Genomic DNA, 19273 nt, shown 5'->3' on the forward strand with positions numbered 1-19273 from the left:
TATATCTTTACTAAAAAATAAAACTTATGAATTTTTCAGCAAAAATGCTTCGTGATAATGCTTTATCAGACAAAGTAATAGTAGTAACTGGTGGCGGAAGTGGCTTGGGCAAAGCCATGACCCAATATTTTTTAGAACTTGGTGCCAAAGTGGCCATCACTTCTAGAGATTTAGAAAAATTAAAAATCACCTCATCGGAACTCGAAAAACAAACGGGTGGAAAATGCCTCCCTATTCAGTGTGATGTTCGTCATTATGACCAAGTAGAAGCTATGCTTGCCGAAGTATTAAAAACCTTTGGTAAAGTTGATGTTTTACTGAACAATGCCGCTGGAAACTTCATCTCACCTACCGAAAGATTATCGGCCAATGCCTTTGATACCATTATTGATATTGTCCTGAAAGGTTCCAAAAACTGTACTTTGGCTTTCGGAAAACATTGGATAGCAACCAAACAAACCAACTGCAATGTTTTGAATATCGTGACTACCTATGCTTGGACAGGTTCGGGTTATGTAGTACCAAGTGCTACAGCCAAAGCTGGAGTATTAGCGATGACGAGAAGTTTGGCGGTAGAATGGGCAAAATATGGTATTCGAATGAACGCCATTGCTCCTGGACCATTTCCTACCAAAGGCGCTTGGGACCGATTATTACCCGGCGATTTAGCCGAAAAATTTGACATGGCGAAAAAAGTGCCGTTACGAAGAGTTGGTGACCATCAAGAATTAGCCAATTTGGCTGCCTATTTAGTTTCCGATTTCTCTGCCTATATCAATGGTGAAGTGATTGTTATTGATGGTGGCGAATGGTTGCAAGGCGCGGGACAATTTAATATCCTTGAAAAAATCCCTCAGGAAATGTGGGATATGCTGGAAGTAATGATTAAGAATAAAGGGAATAAATAGTTTTTTTGGTTTCGGGTTACAAGTTGCGAGTTTAAAAAACTTCAAAATCTTTACAATCAATTGACAACTCGAAACCTTTAACTCGTAACTCGTAAATTTACCACATTGTTAACAAAATTCCGTTGGCAAAGCCATAAATAATTGTATTTTTACGGCTCAAAATCTACAAAAAATAAATGGGTAAAATCATTGCTATTGCCAATCAAAAAGGCGGTGTTGGGAAGACAACCACTTCGGTTAATCTTGCAGCATCACTGGGAGTTTTAGAAAAAAGAGTGTTATTAATTGATGCAGATCCACAAGCCAATGCAAGTTCGGGATTGGGCATTGATGTGGAAAATGTTACCATTGGTACTTATCAGATTTTAGAACATAGTAATATTCCCGAAGAGGCCATTATTGCTTGTTCTTCACCCAATGTTTGGGTAATTCCAGCGCATATTGATTTGGTTGCGATAGAAATTGAATTAGTAGATAAAGAAAACCGCGAATACATGCTCAAACAAGCATTGGAAACCATCAAAGACCAATACGATTATATCATTATTGATTGCGCACCATCATTGGGTTTACTAACCTTAAATGCTTTAACCGCTGCCGATAGTGTTCTAATTCCAATTCAATGTGAATACTTTGCTCTGGAAGGTTTGGGCAAATTATTAAACACGATTAAAAGTGTACAAAGAATTCACAACGCCGATTTAGATATTGAAGGTCTTTTACTAACCATGTTTGACTCGCGTTTGCGTTTGTCGAATCAAGTGGTGGAAGAAGTGCAAAAACACTTCAACGATATGGTTTTCAAAACTATTATTCAACGAAATGTAAAATTGAGCGAAGCGCCAAGTTTTGGAGAAAGTATTATTAACTTTGACGCAACAAGCCGAGGTGCTTCAAATTACTTAAGTTTGGCACAAGAAATTATCAAAAAAAACAGCAAATAAGCCATGGCAAAAGCGATACAAAAACAAGCGTTAGGAAGAGGATTATCTGCTCTATTAAAAGATCCTGAAAATGATATTAAATCCATAGGTGATAAAAATGCCGATAAAGTTGTTGGGAATATCATCGAACTAGATATTGATGCGATTGAAATTAATCCGTTTCAACCGAGAACAAATTTCAATGAAGATTCATTACAAGAATTAGCTTCTTCCATCAAAGAATTAGGAGTTATACAACCCATTACTGTACGAAAATTGGATTTCAACAAATACCAATTAATATCAGGAGAAAGACGTTTGCGTGCTTCTAGATTAATTGGACTTGCTACTGTTCCAGCTTACATTAGAATTGCCAATGACAATGATTCATTAATCATGGCATTAGTAGAAAACATACAACGTCATGACTTAGACCCTATAGAAATTGCGCTTTCTTACCAAAGATTAATTGACGAAATCCAACTGACACAAGAACAAATGAGCGATAGAGTTGGAAAAAAACGTTCAACTATTGCTAACTATCTTCGATTGTTGAAATTAGACCCGATTATCCAAACCGGAATTCGTGATGGTTTTATCAGCATGGGTCATGGTCGCGCCATTATCAATATCGATAACCAAGAGGTTCAAACCGATATTTACCAAAAAATAGTCAGTCAAAATCTATCTGTTCGTGAAACAGAAGCTTTAGTAAAAAATTATCAAGACAGTATAAAACCTACTCCAGCTAAAGCTAAAAAAAACACTACTTTTACTATTGATGATGAGCAAAAGAAGGCGTTTGGAAATTTCTTTGGTACCAAAATAGACGTAAAAGTAGCTGGAAATGGAAAAGGGAAAATCACCATTCCATTTCATTCGGAGGAAGATTTTAACCGCATTATCAAATTAATAAAAGGTTAGTGAATAGGTTACTTTACATAGCTCTATTTTTTATTCTATTTGGAAATCAAAATGTTTTTTCTCAAGAAATCGGCGATGTTATCATTGCAAAAGACACCACAAAACTTCAAGAAATAGATCCACTAAGACCCTCCAAAGCGGCGTTTTATTCAGCCATTTTACCTGGATTGGGCCAAGCATATAATAAAAAATACTGGAAAATACCTCTAGTTTACGGAGCTATTGGAACTAGTATGTATTTTTATTTGGATAACAATAAAAAATACCATAGTTACCGTGATGCTTATAAAAAGAGATTACTCGGACTTCAAGATGAATATGATTACCTTGATGACTCAAGACTAATAGCAGCACAACGATTTTACCAACGAAATAGAGATTTATCTTTATTGGTGACCATCGCTTTTTACGTTTTAAACATTGTGGATGCCAATGTTGATGCCCATTTAACTCAATTCAATGTAAGTGAAAAATTATCACTCGCACCCGATATTTATCAAAATGAATTTACGGCAAAACCGAACATAGGTCTAACTTTTAATTACAAATTCTAAATGAAAATAGCTTTATTAGGATATGGTAAAATGGGTAAAGTGATTGAAAGAATTGCTTTGGAAAGAGGACACGAAATTGTTCTGAGAAAAGACGACACCAATACTTTTGAAGGACTATTATCTGCCGATGTTGCTATTGATTTTAGTGTTCCTAATGCAGCTGTAAGCAATATCTCTGCCTGTTTTAATGCTGGAATTCCTATTGTTTCGGGAACTACAGGTTGGCTAGAAAATTATCATGAAATGGTTTCACTTTGCGAAGAAAAAAATGCCGCCTTTCTTTATGGTTCCAATTTTAGTTTGGGTGTAAATTTGTTTTTTGAATTGAACGATTATCTGGCTAAAATAATGTCGAAGTTCAAAGAATATAAGGTTTCTATGGAAGAAATTCATCACACCGAAAAACTTGACAAACCCAGCGGAACCGCTATTTCATTGGCGAATGCGGTTATCAATCATTCCGATAAAAACAATTGGGCTATCGAAAACCCAAAAGAAGATGATTTGTTTATTGACGTCAAACGAATTGAAAATGTGCCAGGAACACATACTGTTACTTACAATTCTGAAGTGGATTTTATTGAAATCAAACATGTGGCTCACAATCGAGAGGGATTTGCTTTAGGTGCTGTCGTTGCTGCCGAATGGATTATTGGTAAAAAAGGTGTTTTTTCGATGAAGGATGTACTTGATTTAAATTCCAAATAACAAATTCCAAATAACAAAAACTGTAACAAATTTTATCATAAACAAACTTATACACTTATAACCTTTTAAAAATAACATCATGACAACATATCACTGGATTATATTTTTCCTTATAGTGCAACTAATTCACGGATTAGGAACATGGAAATTATATGAAAAAGCAGGAAGAAAAAGATGGGAAGCTTTTGTTCCTATATACAATTCCATCGTATTAATGAAAATCATCAATCGACCAACATGGTGGACCGTTTTATTGTTTATTCCTATTATCAACTTAATAATGTTTCCGGTGGTTTGGGTAGAAACATTACGAAGTTTTGGCAAAAACTCAACAATGGATACACTTTTAGGAATTTTTACTTTTGGATTTTATATCTATTATATCAACTATACTCAAGACGTAACTCTCATTACCGATAGAAGTTTAATGGCTAGAACCAAAACTGGCGACACAATTAGCTCTTTGCTTTTTGCGATTGTTGTGGCTACTTTGGTGCATACTTATGTGATGCAACCGTATACCATTCCAACTTCCTCATTGGAAAAATCATTATTGGTTGGTGATTTTCTTTTTGTGAGTAAATTTCATTATGGCGCTAGAACACCTATGACAACTGTAGCTGCACCAATGGTTCATGACACACTGCCATTAGTTAAAATAAAATCCTATTCCAGTTGGCCTCAACTACCCTATTTTAGATTTCCTGGTTTTCAAAAAATTCAGAAAAATGATATTGTTGTTTTCAACTGGCCAGCAGACACAGTTTACAAGTTCTTTGACACTTCAGGAAGAAGTATTTTAAAACCTATTGACAAGAAATCAAACTATGTAAAACGTTGTCAAGGAACACCAGGCGATTCTTTGCAAATCAAAAACGGAACAGTATATATTAATGGAAAGGAATTAATTTTACCTGAAAGAGCAAAAACGCAGTATTCCTATTTTGTAACTTATGATATGAATGTGCCTATTGATTTTGAATTTTTATTAAAAGATATTGGTTCTACAGATGGTGCAGGATTTAAAAATGAAGCTCGAGACACTTTATATTTAAGAGCGTTGACAGCCGAAGGTGCTAACCGTTTGCGAAATGTTCCGGGAATAAAATCAGTGACACAAGCGATTTCAAAAGAAGGTGAAAGTAATATCTTTAGTCATAATCCAAATTGGAATAGTGACAACTTTGGCCCTATTTACATTCCAGAAGCCGGAAAAACAGTAGCCTTAAATCTTCAAACACTACCATTTTATAAGAGAATTATTTCGGTTTATGAAAAACATGATTTAAAGGTTGTTGGAAATGATATTTACATTAATGATAAAAAAGTGACTTCCTATACGTTCCAAAAAAATTACTATTGGATGATGGGAGATAACAGAAACAATTCAGAAGATAGTCGCTATTGGGGGTATGTTCCCGATGATCATATCGTAGGGAAACCTGTTTTTATTTGGATGAGTTGGGATACAAACGGAAAAGGTATCAACAAAATTCGTTGGGACAGATTATTTACAACTGTAAGTGGCGATGGTCAACCTCAATCCTACTTTAAGTATTTCCTTGGTTTACTGGTATTGTATTTTGTGGGGGAATATTTTTGGAAAAAGAGAAAAGCAAGTAAAGTTTAAATGTTTATAGTTTAAGAGTTTAAAGTTGTTTAAAAGTTTAAAGTTGTTTAAAAGTTTAAATTGTTGAATGTTACCGTAAAACAACCTTAAACCATATCAAACAACTTTAAACCATTTTAAACAAACCGAAATGAACCTTTTAATCCATCCCTCCTACTTTCCCTCTATCAGTCATTTTGTGGCCATTGCACAAAGTGGCTTAGTGACTTTTGAAATGGATGATCATTTTCAAAAACAAACCAATAGGAACCGAATGTATATTTACAGTCCGAATGGTGTTCAGTTGCTCAATATTCCTATCAAACATTCCAAAACAGGGCATCAAAAAACGAAAGATGTCAAACTTGAAACGGCTTTTGATTGGCAAAAGCAACATTTCAAATCGCTTGAGGCGGCTTATAGAACTTCTCCTTTCTTTGAATATTTTGAAGATGCTATTCTGCCCATTTTTCAAAAGAAACATACTTTTTTGATGGACTTAAACCTAGAAACTATGTCGGTAGTTTCTAAGTGTTTGGGTTTGGATTTTGACTATACTGAAACAACTGAATATTTTCACGAAGTGGCTCATAAAAAGGATTTGCGCTACTTGGTGAATGGAAAAAAAGATACTTCAACTTTTGAAAAATACACTCAAGTTTTTGGTGAAAAGCACGGTTATCTGAATAATCTCTCTATTTTGGATTTGTTGTTTAACGAAGGGAGGCATGCTTTGGCGTATTTGAAGCGGCAGGAATTTACTACTCTATAAAAGAAAGCCGTGTCATTATAGGAAAATGGTCGGAGTTTTCAAACTGGGAAAAGCTGGTAAAACTTTTTACTTTCATTTTCTTTTCGGCAAAGATGTAATCAATTCGTGCTGGATAATATTTAAACTTATATGTTTGACCAAAACCAGTTCCGGCTTCTTCAAAACAATCGTTTAAATCGGATTTGATGTTTCTGTAAACGTACGAAAACGGACTATTATTCATATCGCCACATATAATAATAGGATAATGACACTCCTTTTTATGCTTGACTAAAATCTCTGCTTGATGCTCTTGTGTTTTAAAAGCGTCTCGAATTCTACCAAAAAGCAGTTGGGATTTACTTTGGTCAATTACATCGACATTATCTTCAATTTCATTAACATCAGGGGAAATTTTTATCGATTGCAAATGAATATTGTACACTCTGATGGTGTCTTTCCCTTTTCGAATATCGGCATAAATTATATTATTTCCGGCTTCGGGAATTTTAAAATCCCCTTGATTAAAAATTGGAAATTTAGAGAAAATGGCCTGACCCGTTTTGATTTTTTTGCCCGACATAAATATGGCTTTGTATTTGTAGACTCTCAAATCAACTTTGGCATTTTCGGAATATTCTTGTATGCACAAAATATCTGGATTTTGTTCGTTGATAAAAGTCAAAATAGTTTCGCCAACATTTTCATCGGGAATCCATTTAAAAATATTAAACAGTCGAACATTGTAGCTCATCACTGTGAAATCCTTTTCCTCTTCAGCTGAATTGGTTGAGGAAAATTTATAAAACTTATTGATGAAAGTTATTCCGAGTAACAATACCATTCCCGAAAGGATAACTTGTCGTTTCAGTTGAAGCAACCAATAGAGAAAAAACAAGCCGTTTAAAATGAGAAACAAAGGCAAAATTAAGGTCAAAACCGAAAGTAATGGAAATAATTTTGGTGCCAAAAATGGTAACACATAAGCAATAAAAGTCAATACAGTCAACACTATATTGAATGCGAATACCACTTTATTAAACCACGACAATTTTTTCAAAAAAAATTACAATTTAAAAATTACAAATTCCAATATAAAAAAACTAAACAAATATGCAAAGAATAAAACTACTTGCCAGTCCTAAAAAGAAACTCTTTCTCTTCTGTGGTCAAGCTGTCATAACCCGATTTGCTGATTTTATCTAAGATTTCGTCAATTTGTTGCTGCGTTTTATCTTTGGTAACAATTTTACTATTTCTTTTTTCAATAGGTTTTTTGGAATTTACGTGAACTCTTTTGAAGGTTGTTGCTTTTTTTGTGCTGAACAATGAAACGAAGAATTCTATAACTGAGCTTACTATACGGCTTAAATCAGTTCCATTTTGTAATAACTTAATGTAAATATAACCAAAAAAAGCTCCGCTCAAATGTGCAATGTGTCCGCCAGTATTGTCTATTTGAATTTGCAATAAATCTAAGATAAGCAACACAGCAGTAATGTGCCATAGTTTTACATTTCCAATTAATAGTAAACGTAATTCCATTAAGGGTTGATAAGTAGTAGTGGCAACCAACAATGCCATAACAGCTGCCGAAGCACCAACCATCATTGAAGATTTTCCTAGTAAATAAAAACTCAAGACATAAACCAATCCTGCAAAAATAGCACTCAAAATATACAATCCTAGATATTGTTTTTGGGTAAAAAAGGTTAAAAACAGTCTACTCGTGAAGTTTAAAACCATCATATTAAAAAACAAATGCAAAAATCCGTAATGAAAAAAAGCATACGTCAATAATGTCCATGGTCTAGTCAAAACAACAGTTGGCTCAGATGAAACGGCCAACCAATTGGGATAATCAAAAACGCCCAACTTAAATTGGTAAAATAAAGGTATGGATATCAAAAAGATACCCACATTCCAATAAATCATTTTATTGGCTATGCCGCCTATTCTGTATTGTAATTTTAGATCTTCAATGATACTCATACTAAATTTTAAAACTATTTGTTTATTAAACCACAAAGGGCACTAAGTTTTGCACGATGCTCACAAAGTTTAAGAAAAAATTGTGGACTTTGTGGCTACTTTGTGTGCTTAGTGGTTAAATTTAATCCCACCTATTTTTATTAAACGAATTTTTCTTCCAATACCACATCATTAAAAACCCGCACAAAGCACCACCAATATGAGCAAAGTGAGCAATTCCCGTTCCGCCATTACCAAAAAGTGAGTTGCCTTTAAATCCTAAAAATAAATCAATGGCGATAATTCCAGGTACAAAATACTTGGCTTTTATCGGAACTGGAATAAATAATAAAGCCAACTCAGCATTGGGAAACATAAACGCAAAAGCTGTCAACAATCCATAAATAGCACCAGAAGCTCCAAGAGATGGTGTATTGAAAGAAAAATACAATTCCTCAATAGTTGATAATGGAACCAATTCCAATACTTTATCATTATACTTCCCTTCTTTTATTATAGCAGTTATAATATCTTGTGGAATATTTACACTTTGCAAAGCTTCTAAAGCATGTTGATATTCTAAATAATTTACGCCAACATGCAATAAAGCCGCACCCAATCCGCAGGAAATATAAAAGAAAATAAACTTTTTTGCTCCCCAAAAATGCTCCAAAGCACTACCAAAAGAAACCAAAGCAAACATATTAAATACAATATGCATTAAATTGGGCATTGGCGCATGCATAAACATACTAGTGAGTGGTTGCCAAAATCGGAAATTAGGATTTTGTGGTGGATACATTGAAAATAGTTGATAAACAAAATCGCCATTGATATTGGAACCAATGTAAAATATAATATTGATAATCAGTAACTGCTTAACAGTATTGGTCATTTGCATCATAAGCTGAATTTTTTATCTAAATCTTCCACACTCATCGTGATGAAAGTTGGTTTTTGAAATGGGGACATATTGGGTTCTCTACAAGCAAAAAGATTGTGAACTAAGTTTTCTTGTTCTTTTTCAGTTAAATAGGTTCCTGTTCTTACAGCTAAACTTTTGGCCATTGACTTGGCAATCGTATCATTTTGCGAAAAACTACTATCTGGAATTCCATTTTGTAAATCGGTTAGCAAATCATCCAAAACAATAGAAGCTTTACTTTCAGAAATCGTAACAGGTAAACCTGAAACTAAAATAAAATCGTCTTTAATCTCATCAAAAATAAATCCTAAATTCTCCAATGGCAATTGTAATTCGGTAATTAATTTTATTTCATTGGAAGAAAAATACAGTTCCAAAGGAAACAACAATTGCTGACTTGACGCTTGATTTACCGTCATGCTAGTCAAAAATTCCTCATACAATACACGCTCATGTGCTCGTTTTTGATTAATAATTACCATACCCGATTTTATTGGACTGACAATGTATTTTTTATGAATTTGATAGGTTCTTTTAACTTCTTGTTCCACATCGGTTTCGTCAAATAAAGAAGAAGTAACTGACTCGTTCTCAAAAGTCATTTCAGCAATTTCTTGTCCAGCTTGTTTTAAACCCACATACAAACTTTCCCAACTCGGTTGTGCTTCAGGTTTTTTATAATTTGAGGAAAAGGAAAACGATTTATTGGGTCTGTCCTCAGAAAAAGGATTGAAGTTGCTATCCACTTGAATAGTTGGATAATCCGCTTTTTTATTTTGATATTGATAAGGTGTGTCGAGACTTGGGTCACGGTCAAAATCCAAAACGGGTGCTACATTAAATTGTCCCAAACTGTGTTTGATGGCCGAACGCAAAATAGCGTACAAAGCATGTTCATCGTCAAACTTAATTTCGGTTTTGGTAGGATGAATATTGATGTCAATGGTGTGAGGTGGCACATCGAGATAGAGAAAATAGCTGGGTTGTGCACCGTCTTTGAGCAACCCTTCATATGCTGCCATTACCGCATGATGGAGGTAACCACTTTTGATAAAACGATTATTGACAAAAAAGAATTGTTCTCCTCTATTTTTCTTAGAAAACTCTGGTTTACCAATAAATCCATGAAGATTGACGATTTCGGTTTCTTCTTTTACCGGAACTAATTTCTCATTGGTTTTACCCGAAAAAATAGTCACAATACGTTGTCTGAAATTAGAAATTGGCAAATTGAACATTTCGCTTCCATTGTGATACATCGTGAAATGAATATTGGGATGCGCCAATGCCACGCGCTGGAATTCATCCACAATATGGCGCTGTTCCACTGTTTCCGATTTTAAGAAATTGCGTCGTGCTGGAATATTAAAAAACAAATTCTTAATTGAAAACGATGTTCCTTTTGGCAAAACCGCTGGTTCTTGAGAGACAAACTTACTACCTTCAATAATAATGTGCGTTCCTAATTCTTCTTGGTCTTGTTTGGTTTTCATTTCCACATGTGCAATCGCTGCAATGGAAGCTAATGCTTCACCACGAAAACCTTTAGTATGTATGGAGAATAAATCTTCGGCATGACGGATTTTAGAAGTCGCATGACGCTCAAAACACAAACGCGAATCGGTAACACTCATACCCAAACCATTATCAATAACTTGAACCAATGATTTTCCTGCATCTTTAATAATCAATTTAATGTCTGTCGCTTTGGCATCAACGGCATTCTCTAGTAACTCTTTGACAACAGAAGCGGGTCTTTGCACGACTTCTCCAGCGGCAATTTGGTTGGCAACATGATCGGGAAGTAATTGAATTATGCTCGACATTTATTCTGTTTGTAGTTTATTGTTTTTGGTTTATGAGAAAAAACCAAAGTAAGCAAATTTAAGGAAAAAGTATTGGGATTTGTTGTTAATAATTGCCTAAAAATAAAAAAATCTATTCCGTTTTGAATAGAATGATTGTATAATTAGAAAGCAAATAATCAAATAGTTTATCTCTTCAAATCAGCCATTTTAATAGCGGCAATGGCGGCTTCTGTTCCTTTGTTTCCATGAATTCCGCCACTTCTATCAATGGATTGTTGCTCGTTGTTATCGGTTAGTACACAAAAAATTATAGGAATATCACCCTCAGCATTAAGCATGGCAATACCATTAGTAACTCCTTGGCATACAAAATCAAAATGCATCGTTTCGCCTTTAATTACTGAACCTATAGCTATTATCACATCAAAGTCGCGTGATTTCATCATTTGTTTTGCAGCATAAATCAACTCAAAACTACCAGGAACATTTTGACGTACAATGTTATCGGGCAAAGCGCCACAATCTAATAAAGCAGCTTCGGCACCAGTATACAATCCGTTAGTGATGTGGTCATTCCATTCTGAAACAACAATCCCAAACCGAAAGTCCTTCGCGTTTGGGATCGTGTTTTTATCGTATTGGGATAAGTTTTTGTTTGCCGTAGCCATTTTTTTAAAGTGTTCAGTTATCAGTTGTTAGTGTTCAGCATCTTTTACTGCCAACTAAACACTGAATACTGATAACTATTTATTGTGCTAATCCAATCAATGCATCAATTTGTTGGCTTTCTGGTGAAGCATCATAATTGTCTTTGATGTCAGTGAAATACTTTAAAGCATCGACTTTATTTCCTAATGCTAAAGCAGTTTTACCTGCTTTTAATAAATATCTAGGTCTTGTAAAATCATTTTTACTAGCATCGGCTGCTTTTAAATAAAAATCTAATGCTTCTTTTGACTTGTTTTGTTGAGCATAAGCATCACCAATAGCTCCTTTTGCCAGAGTACTAAGCATAATGTCATCGGAAGAAAATTTCTCTAAACTTGTAACCGCTTCTGCATATTTTCCAGTATTCAAATAAGCTATACCAGCATAGTAATTGGCTAAATTTCCAGCATCTGTTCCTGAGTATTCTTCAGCAATTTTTATTGCACCAAATTTTCCTTCTGAACCTTTTAAAACCAAGTTGTATAATGAATCAGCTTTATTGGCTGTATCATCCACTGCTTTTTGGAAATTTTGTTGAAGCACAAATAATTCTTCTGCACCTTCTTGTTGTTTTGGATCGGCAATGAACTTGTCATAAGCAAAATATCCTACTACAACTACAACCACTGCTAAAAGAGACCCTAAAATAAATTTTTGGTTTTTTGCTATAAAATCTTCTGCTTTGGATGCTGATTGATCGAGAGCATCAAATGCTTTAGCCGTTGTACTGTCTTTTTCATCAACATTTACATTTTCGATGTAATTGTTGTCTAATTTCTCTGCTTTTTCTTTTGGTGCTTTATATCCTCTTTTGTTGTACGTTGCCATCTATCTTTAATTTAGTGTGCGCAAAAATAAAATTTTTATTCATATTTAAAAGCTATTTTTATCGATATTTTTGAATAATTTGCACCTCTTTACTTTGGAAATATGGATTCAGCGCATTGAAATTGCTTTTTTCCTTTACAAGTAAGGAGTTTACACACTAATTTTAAACAAAAGCTAAATTGTTTTTAAAGCGAATTTCAGTACTCAATTACAAAAATTTTTCAGACGCCACATTCGAGTTTGACCACAAGATTAATTGTTTCGTGGGAAAAAATGGCATTGGAAAAACCAATATCCTTGATTCAATCTATCATTTGGCAAATGGAAAAAGTTATTTCAATCCTTTGGCTGTGCAAAATATCAAGCACGGTGAAGAGTTTTTTGTAATTGATGGTGAATTTGAAATCAACAGTCGAATGGAACAAATAGTGTGTAGTTTAAAGAAAGGACAAAAGAAAACCTTAAAACGCAACAGCAAACCATACGAAAAATTCTCTGATCATATTGGCTTTATTCCATTAGTTATTATTTCGCCTGCCGACAGAGATTTGATTGTTGAAGGAAGTGAAACGCGAAGAAAGTTTATTGATAGTGTTATTTCGCAATTAGACAATTCCTACTTACAAAAACTAATTCAATATCAAAAAGTAATTATTCAGCGCAATGCTTTGTTGAAATATTTTGCGTTGAACCATGTTTTTGAAAAAGATACGCTGAGTATTTATAACGAACAGTTAATTTCCTTTGGGCAGACAATTTTTGAAAAAAGAAAAACTTTTTTAACGGATTTTATACCTATTTTCAATAAATACCATCAAGAAATCACCAATTCTGCCGAAACTGTGCAGCTAGTCTATCAAAGTGATTTGTTTGAAAAAGATACGTTCACCTTATTAGAAGAAAACCTCAATAAAGACAGAGCTTTACAATATACTTCAGTTGGGGTTCACAAAGATGATTTGTCTTTTGAAATTGATCATTATCCGATTAAAAAGTTTGGTTCACAAGGGCAACAAAAATCATTTCTCATTGCTTTAAAATTAGCCCAATTTGATTTTGTAAAAAAACGAAGTGGTGAAAAACCCATTTTGCTTTTTGATGATATTTTTGATAAGTTAGATGAATTCCGAGTGAGCAAAATAATTGAAATGGTTAACAATGAAGAGTTCGGGCAATTATTCATTTCGGACACACATCCAGAACGAACCGAAAACATAGTAAAAACAACCCATCAGAGTTATAAAATATTTAACCTTTAGTTTGTTACAAATTTGTAATTTCGCATAAAATTTATACCTATGAATTCGAAAATTATTTCCCTGTCATTGATTTGTTTACTTTTCTTAAGTTGTCAAGGGCAACAAACAAAAACTGTTCAAACGGTGGATGTAACGGCTTTTGCCGAAAAACTAAAAGCAACGGATAAAGCGCAATTATTAGATGTTAGAACTCCTGAAGAATTTAGCTCTGGACATATTGAAAATGCTACTAATGTAAACTGGAATGGTGATGATTTCGTAGCCAAAGCTGAGAACTATGACAAATCAAAACCGGTTTTTGTGTATTGCAAAGTTGGTGGAAGAAGTGCACAAGCGGCCGATAAATTAGCCGAACTGGGTTTTAATGAAGTATATAACCTTGAAGGCGGCATTATGAAATGGAATGCCTCTGGTAATGCAAAGCCATCAGAAAAAATAATAGGAATTTGTGATCAAGAATATGGTGAGCTCATAAAATCAAGTGAACGAGTGATGATTGATTTTAATGCCAAATGGTGTGCGCCTTGTAAAAAAATGAACCCTTATATTTTGAAATTTCAAAGGGAAATGGCAGACAAAATTAAGATTGTCCAATTTGATGCCGATGAAAATAAAACTATTGTTGACCAACTAAAATTAGATGGTTTACCCGTAATTATTGTTTATGAAAAAGGGAAAGAAGTGTGGCGAAATGTGGGCTATATTTCGGAAGAAGAGTTACGCAAACATTTATAATTATGATTACCAAAGAAGCGCTTCAATTTCTTGAAGATTTAATTGCCAATAACAATACTGAATGGATGCATGCCAACAAAAAGAGGTATGACAACTACAAAAAAGACTACCACAATTTTATAGCATCAATTTTAGCCGAGATGAAACCTTTGGACAAATCATTGGAACCCTTGGAAGTGAAAAATTGTACCTTCAGAATAAATCGTGATATTCGCTTTTCAAAAGATAAATCGCCCTATAAAACCAATATGGGTGTTTGGTTTACCCAAAATAAATTTAGAAAAAATAGTCCTGGATATTATATTCATTTCGAAAAAGGAAACTCCTTTATTGCTGGCGGCGTTTGGTGTCCGGAAGCCGATGAATTAAAAAAAATTAGAAAGGAAATTGCTTTTTTCTTCGAAGAGTTAGAAACAATTGTCAATGACAAAACCTTTAAAAAAGAATTTGTAGCCATTACACATGACGAAATAAATTCATTAAAAAATGCTCCAAAAGGATTTGAACCCAATCATCCTGCTATTGAGTTTTTAAAATTGAAAAGTTTTACGGCTTCTCAAAAAATTGATGATGTGCTTTTTACTGATAAAGATTTTAGTAAAATTATAGCCCAAAAATTAATAGCTTTGAAACCGTTGAATGACTTTCTAAACCGAGCTTTAGAGACAGAAGATTAATCTAAAATGGCAAAAAAACGAATTCTATTTCTTGGAGAAACGTATCGTGCAGATGCTATAACTTGGATGAATGGTCTGAAAGAATTTGGCGACTTTGAAATTGTTACTTGGGAACTACAGACTACCAGTACTGGTATTCATCGCATAAAAAGACTTGTTGAATTAACTAGTGCTTTTTTGACCATAAAAAAGATTGCAAAAAGATTCAATGCTGATATGGTGATTGCTGAACGAACGACAAGTTATGGTTTTCTCGCTGCACTCACAGGAATAAAACCAATAGCCATAGCACAACAAGGAATTACTGATCTTTGGCCTCATGAATCGCCTTTGTATTTTTTTAAAAAAATTCTTCAGGATTACGCTTTCAAAAATGCCGATTTAATTCATGCTTGGGGAAAAGTTATGGCCGATCACATGGAAATAAGCAACGTTAACATGTCTAAAGTCTTAATAATGCCAAAAGGTATAGATTTAAAACATTTCAAATTTCAAAACAATCAAAATAAAAATTTCATTGAAGCTATTGTAACTCGATCATTAGAGCCCGAATATAGACATATCAAAATACTTAGAGCTTTTGCTATTCTAAAACAAAAAAATATCCCTTTTCGTCTCAGCATTATTGGAGATGGAAGCATGCGCAGAACACTTGAAAAACTAACAGCTGAATTAAACATCGAACAAGAAGTAATTTTCACTGGACGAGTTCCTAATCCTGAAGTAGCAAAAATGCTACAACAAGCTAATTTTTATATAAGTTTACCATCAACAGAAGGAGTTTCTGCCTCATTATTTGAAGCAATGGCATGTGGTTGCTTTCCCATAGTGACCGATTTACCGGGAAACCGAAGCTGGATAAAAAATCAAGAAAATGGTATTCTTATTTTCAAAAGTAATTTTAAAATTTTAGCCCATGAATTAGAATATGCATGGGAGAGAAACTTATGGAGAGAAGCTGTTACGCATAAAAATAGAAAGTTTGTTGAAGAACATGCCAACTACAATATCAACATGAATACAATTGCCCAAACCTACCACGAATTAATAAACCAAAAATCAATTACCATCTAAGTATGTGTGGAATAAATGGTATTTTAAAATTTAGTCAAGAAAAAGTTGATCAAAATCAACTCTTGAAAATGCGAGATTCTCTTGAGCATCGTGGTCCAGATGATGCAGGATTTTTTGTTCAAGACAATGTAGGACTGGGTCACAGGCGTTTATCAATAATTGACACAAGTGCATCTGGTCATCAACCTTTTATCTCCGAAAATAAAAGATATATTCTGGTTTTTAATGGTGAAATTTATAATTATAAATCATTTTACAGCGAAATTAAAGCAAAAGGTGTAACCATTAAAACAGGTTCAGATACCGAAGTTTTAATGCTGTTGTTTGAACTTTATGGAATGAAATTTCTAAACAGATTGCATGGTATGTTTGCCTTTGCCATTTGGGATACTGTTGACAAAAATTTGATTTTGGCACGAGACAGAATGGGTGTTAAACCTTTGTATTATGCTTTTTATAAAAATGCCATTTACTTTGCCTCTGAACAAAAAGCGCTTTTCACAGCCGGAATTCCCCTAGAAATTTCTGAAAACGGACTAGACGAATATTTTTTTAACCGATTTGTTGCAGGAGAAAACACTTTATACAACAGAGTAAAAAAATTGCTTCCGGGTCATTATATGGTTGTAGAAAAAAATGGTTACACCACTTTTAAAAAATGGTGGGATTTAAAATCTGAAATCGAAAATTATTCCTTGATTAAAAATCCAAAAGAGTGGTTTGAAGAAATTTTCTTCGACTCAGTAAAGTTAAGAATGGTTAGTGATGTTCCCGTTGGTGTTTTATTAAGCGGTGGTTTAGACTCCTGCTCTATTTTGTCCTCATTGTATCATCAAGATTTTAAAAACATCAACACCTTCAATATTGGTTTTGGAGAAGAAGAGCATAACGAGTCTTATCTGGCAAAAAAAATCACTGAAGAATACCATTACAACTTCAGTACCACACAACTCGATAATGAATCTTTATATCAAAACTTGCTAGAATCTACCTATTATCAGGATGAACCTATCATGCACATGAATGAACCACATCTATTGTCAGTGTCGAAAATGGCAAAACCAAAAGTAAAAGTATTACTATCTGGCGAAGGTGCTGACGAACTTATGGGTGGCTATGTGCGCTACAAAGCGCTAAAAAATCCATCATTGCTAAAAGTAGTTTCAGGGTTGAGTTTAATGAAAGAATTTAATAAAAAACCTCGTTATGACAAATTGTTGCGCTATTCCAAAATTGACAACGTAGATGAATTAATCATTTTTAATGGCTCAAATGTTTATCCCGATGACATCAAGTCATTTTATGGAAGAAAAGAAATGCCTTTAAATATTTATCGTCACGAAATTTTAGAAGAAGCTAAAACATTATACCCTAATAATCCACAACGTCAAGCGCTGTATTTTGACCAACACACCTACATGTGTTCACTACTAGACCGAAACGATAGATGCACTATGGGAAGTTCTATTGAATGTCGTGAACCATTTTTGGACTATCGATTGATTGCTGGTTTGGGAAGTTTAGAAGATAAATGGCTCTTTACTGGTAAGAAAGGGAAATTTATTCTCAAAACTACTATGGAGAACAAACTCCCAAAAGAAATAATCGATTTCAAAAAAGTGGGTTTGAGCGCACCTTGGTATAATTATTTAACAAAATACCCAGCATTTAAAGAGGAACTTAATGATTTTGCTATTAGTCCTATTTTTCAAATGAAATTTTTAGAAAATTTGGATGGAAAAAAATTAGTGTCAGAATTGCGTAATGGAAATACCAAATTAATGCCCTATATCATGCCAATTTTTATGTTACACATTTGGTATAAAAACTATTTTAAAAAATTTGTTTAAAAAAACTTTACCTTACTTTTGTGATAAGCCATTTTTAAACTTGTAGTATGACAATCCAATCTAATTTCTCTTTAAAAAAATACAACACTTTCGGAATCGAAGCCAAAGCCAGACACTTTGTAGCCGTGCATTCTGTAACAGAATTGGAAACTATTTTACGAGAAAATTTAAACGAAACCAAATTTATTCTTGGTGGAGGAAGCAATATGCTTTTGACACAAGATATTGATGCTTTGGTTATCCACATTGACTTGAAAGGAAAAAAAATCCTGAAGGAAGATGAGGATTTTGTTTGGATAGAAAGTATGGCAGGCGAAAATTGGCACGAATTGGTACTTTGGACGATTGACCAAAATTTTGGTGGGTTAGAGAATATGTCACTTATTCCAGGAAATGTAGGTACAACGCCAGTGCAGAATATCGGAGCTTATGGAACCGAAATCAAAGACACATTTGTTTCTTGCGAAGCCATGAAAATTGACACTCAAGAGATGAAAACATTTAGTAAAGAAGACTGTCATTTTGGTTACAGAGAAAGTATTTTCAAACACGAAGCAAAAGACCAATTTATCATTACATCTGTAGTTTTTAAATTAACCAAACGCAACCATAAAATTAATATTTCTTATGGCGATATTACGGCTCAATTGGCAAAAAACAATATTCAAATTCCAAATCTCAAAGAGGTATCCAATGCTGTAATTGCAATTCGACAAAGTAAATTGCCTGATCCAAAAGAACTCGGCAACAGCGGAAGTTTTTTTAAAAATCCTATTATTCCAAAAGCTGATTTCGAAAAAATTCATGCATTACATCCCGAAATGCCTCATTACGTTATTTCTGAAACCGAAGTAAAAGTGCCAGCTGGTTGGCTGATTGAAAAAGCAGGTTTCAAAGGAAAACGTTTTGGCGACGCCGGAATTCATAAAAACCAAGCGCTGGTTTTAGTGAATTATGGTAATGCTACTGGTCAAGAAATTCTAAATGTTTCAAAAGACATTCAAGCTACAATATTAAAAGAATTTGGCATTGCTATTGAAGCAGAAGTTAATGTGATTTAA

19 protein-coding genes are annotated in these 19273 nt (G+C 33.8%); 13 read left to right on the plus strand and 6 right to left on the minus strand.

The window, feature by feature from the left end:
• Positions 1-26: 26 nt before the first annotated feature.
• The 7 genes from ACK5ON_RS05290 to ACK5ON_RS05320 all read left to right on the plus strand — a co-directional run bounded on the left by ACK5ON_RS05290 (position 27) and on the right by ACK5ON_RS05320 (position 6398).
• Positions 27-908: an SDR family oxidoreductase gene (locus ACK5ON_RS05290; protein WP_409820570.1), complete on the plus strand. Its 882-nt coding sequence runs from the start codon at positions 27-29 to the stop codon at positions 906-908.
• A 176-nt stretch (positions 909-1084) separates the two neighbouring features.
• Complete coding sequence (locus ACK5ON_RS05295) at positions 1085-1852, plus strand: ParA family protein (RefSeq protein ID WP_396175800.1); 768 nt, start codon at positions 1085-1087, stop codon at positions 1850-1852.
• Between the two features lie 3 nt (positions 1853-1855).
• Complete coding sequence (locus tag ACK5ON_RS05300; RefSeq protein WP_396175802.1) at positions 1856-2755, plus strand: ParB/RepB/Spo0J family partition protein; 900 nt, start codon at positions 1856-1858, stop codon at positions 2753-2755.
• Positions 2755-3309 (plus strand): DUF5683 domain-containing protein, encoded by a 555-nt coding sequence (locus tag ACK5ON_RS05305; protein ID WP_396175804.1) that lies wholly within the window; start codon positions 2755-2757, stop codon positions 3307-3309. The genes ACK5ON_RS05300 and ACK5ON_RS05305 overlap by 1 nt, the downstream gene beginning before the upstream one ends.
• Positions 3310-4017 carry a 4-hydroxy-tetrahydrodipicolinate reductase gene (gene dapB / locus ACK5ON_RS05310; protein ID WP_409820574.1) on the plus strand — a complete coding sequence of 236 codons (708 nt, stop codon included), beginning with the start codon at positions 3310-3312 and terminating at the stop codon, positions 4015-4017.
• 79 nt (positions 4018-4096) lie between these two features.
• The gene (gene lepB, locus ACK5ON_RS05315; RefSeq protein ID WP_409820576.1) at positions 4097-5647 is read left to right on the plus strand and encodes a signal peptidase I; all 1551 of its coding nucleotides are present in this window, start codon (positions 4097-4099) and stop codon (positions 5645-5647) included.
• Positions 5648-5777: 130 nt separating this feature from the next.
• Positions 5778-6398, plus strand: a complete 621-nt coding sequence (locus ACK5ON_RS05320) for a WbqC family protein (RefSeq protein WP_409820578.1) — start codon at positions 5778-5780, stop codon at positions 6396-6398.
• Here the strand turns inward: ACK5ON_RS05320 and ACK5ON_RS05325 are convergent.
• From ACK5ON_RS05325 to ACK5ON_RS05350, 6 genes are all read right to left on the minus strand, one after another.
• A complete protein-coding gene (locus ACK5ON_RS05325) occupies positions 6388-7437 on the minus strand; it encodes an endonuclease/exonuclease/phosphatase family protein (RefSeq protein ID WP_396176738.1) in 1050 nt (349 codons plus the stop codon). The two genes, ACK5ON_RS05320 and ACK5ON_RS05325, sit on opposite strands and share 11 nt — an antisense overlap.
• Positions 7438-7505: 68 nt before the next feature.
• Positions 7506-8369 (minus strand): rhomboid family intramembrane serine protease, encoded by an 864-nt coding sequence (locus ACK5ON_RS05330; protein ID WP_409820582.1) that lies wholly within the window; start codon positions 8367-8369, stop codon positions 7506-7508.
• A 121-nt stretch (positions 8370-8490) separates the two neighbouring features.
• Positions 8491-9252, minus strand: a complete 762-nt coding sequence (locus tag ACK5ON_RS05335; RefSeq protein WP_409820584.1) for a rhomboid family intramembrane serine protease — start codon at positions 9250-9252, stop codon at positions 8491-8493.
• Positions 9249-11099, minus strand: coding sequence for a DNA mismatch repair endonuclease MutL (mutL, locus tag ACK5ON_RS05340; RefSeq protein WP_409820587.1), 1851 nt, complete (start codon positions 11097-11099; stop codon positions 9249-9251). Before mutL ends, ACK5ON_RS05335 begins: the two co-directional genes overlap by 4 nt.
• 167 nt (positions 11100-11266) lie before the next feature.
• Complete coding sequence (gene ribH, locus ACK5ON_RS05345; protein WP_409820590.1) at positions 11267-11749, minus strand: 6,7-dimethyl-8-ribityllumazine synthase; 483 nt, start codon at positions 11747-11749, stop codon at positions 11267-11269.
• Positions 11750-11828: 79 nt separating this feature from the next.
• The gene (locus tag ACK5ON_RS05350; RefSeq protein WP_396174017.1) at positions 11829-12617 is read right to left on the minus strand and encodes a tol-pal system YbgF family protein; all 789 of its coding nucleotides are present in this window, start codon (positions 12615-12617) and stop codon (positions 11829-11831) included.
• A gap of 179 nt (positions 12618-12796) precedes the next feature.
• On the opposite strand from ACK5ON_RS05350, the gene recF reads away from it, so the two are divergent.
• Genes recF through murB form a run of 6 tightly spaced genes read left to right on the plus strand, consistent with a single transcriptional unit; the run spans position 12797 to position 19273 of the window.
• Positions 12797-13876, plus strand: a complete 1080-nt coding sequence (recF, locus tag ACK5ON_RS05355; RefSeq protein ID WP_409820592.1) for a DNA replication/repair protein RecF — start codon at positions 12797-12799, stop codon at positions 13874-13876.
• Positions 13877-13915: 39 nt separating this feature from the next.
• Entirely contained in the window at positions 13916-14611 is a 696-nt protein-coding gene (locus tag ACK5ON_RS05360; protein ID WP_409820594.1) for a rhodanese-like domain-containing protein, read from the plus strand.
• A 2-nt stretch (positions 14612-14613) separates the two neighbouring features.
• Entirely contained in the window at positions 14614-15288 is a 675-nt protein-coding gene (locus ACK5ON_RS05365; RefSeq protein ID WP_409820596.1) for a DUF2461 domain-containing protein, read from the plus strand.
• A gap of 6 nt (positions 15289-15294) precedes the next feature.
• Complete coding sequence (locus ACK5ON_RS05370) at positions 15295-16362, plus strand: glycosyltransferase (RefSeq protein WP_409820598.1); 1068 nt, start codon at positions 15295-15297, stop codon at positions 16360-16362.
• A 2-nt stretch (positions 16363-16364) separates the two neighbouring features.
• Complete coding sequence (gene asnB / locus ACK5ON_RS05375) at positions 16365-18212, plus strand: asparagine synthase (glutamine-hydrolyzing) (protein ID WP_409820600.1); 1848 nt, start codon at positions 16365-16367, stop codon at positions 18210-18212.
• Between the two features lie 47 nt (positions 18213-18259).
• The gene (murB, locus tag ACK5ON_RS05380; protein ID WP_409820602.1) at positions 18260-19273 is read left to right on the plus strand and encodes a UDP-N-acetylmuramate dehydrogenase; all 1014 of its coding nucleotides are present in this window, start codon (positions 18260-18262) and stop codon (positions 19271-19273) included.

Origin of the sequence: Flavobacterium sp. (genome assembly GCF_046317795.1) — a bacterium.
Lineage (GTDB): Bacteria > Bacteroidota > Bacteroidia > Flavobacteriales > Flavobacteriaceae > Flavobacterium.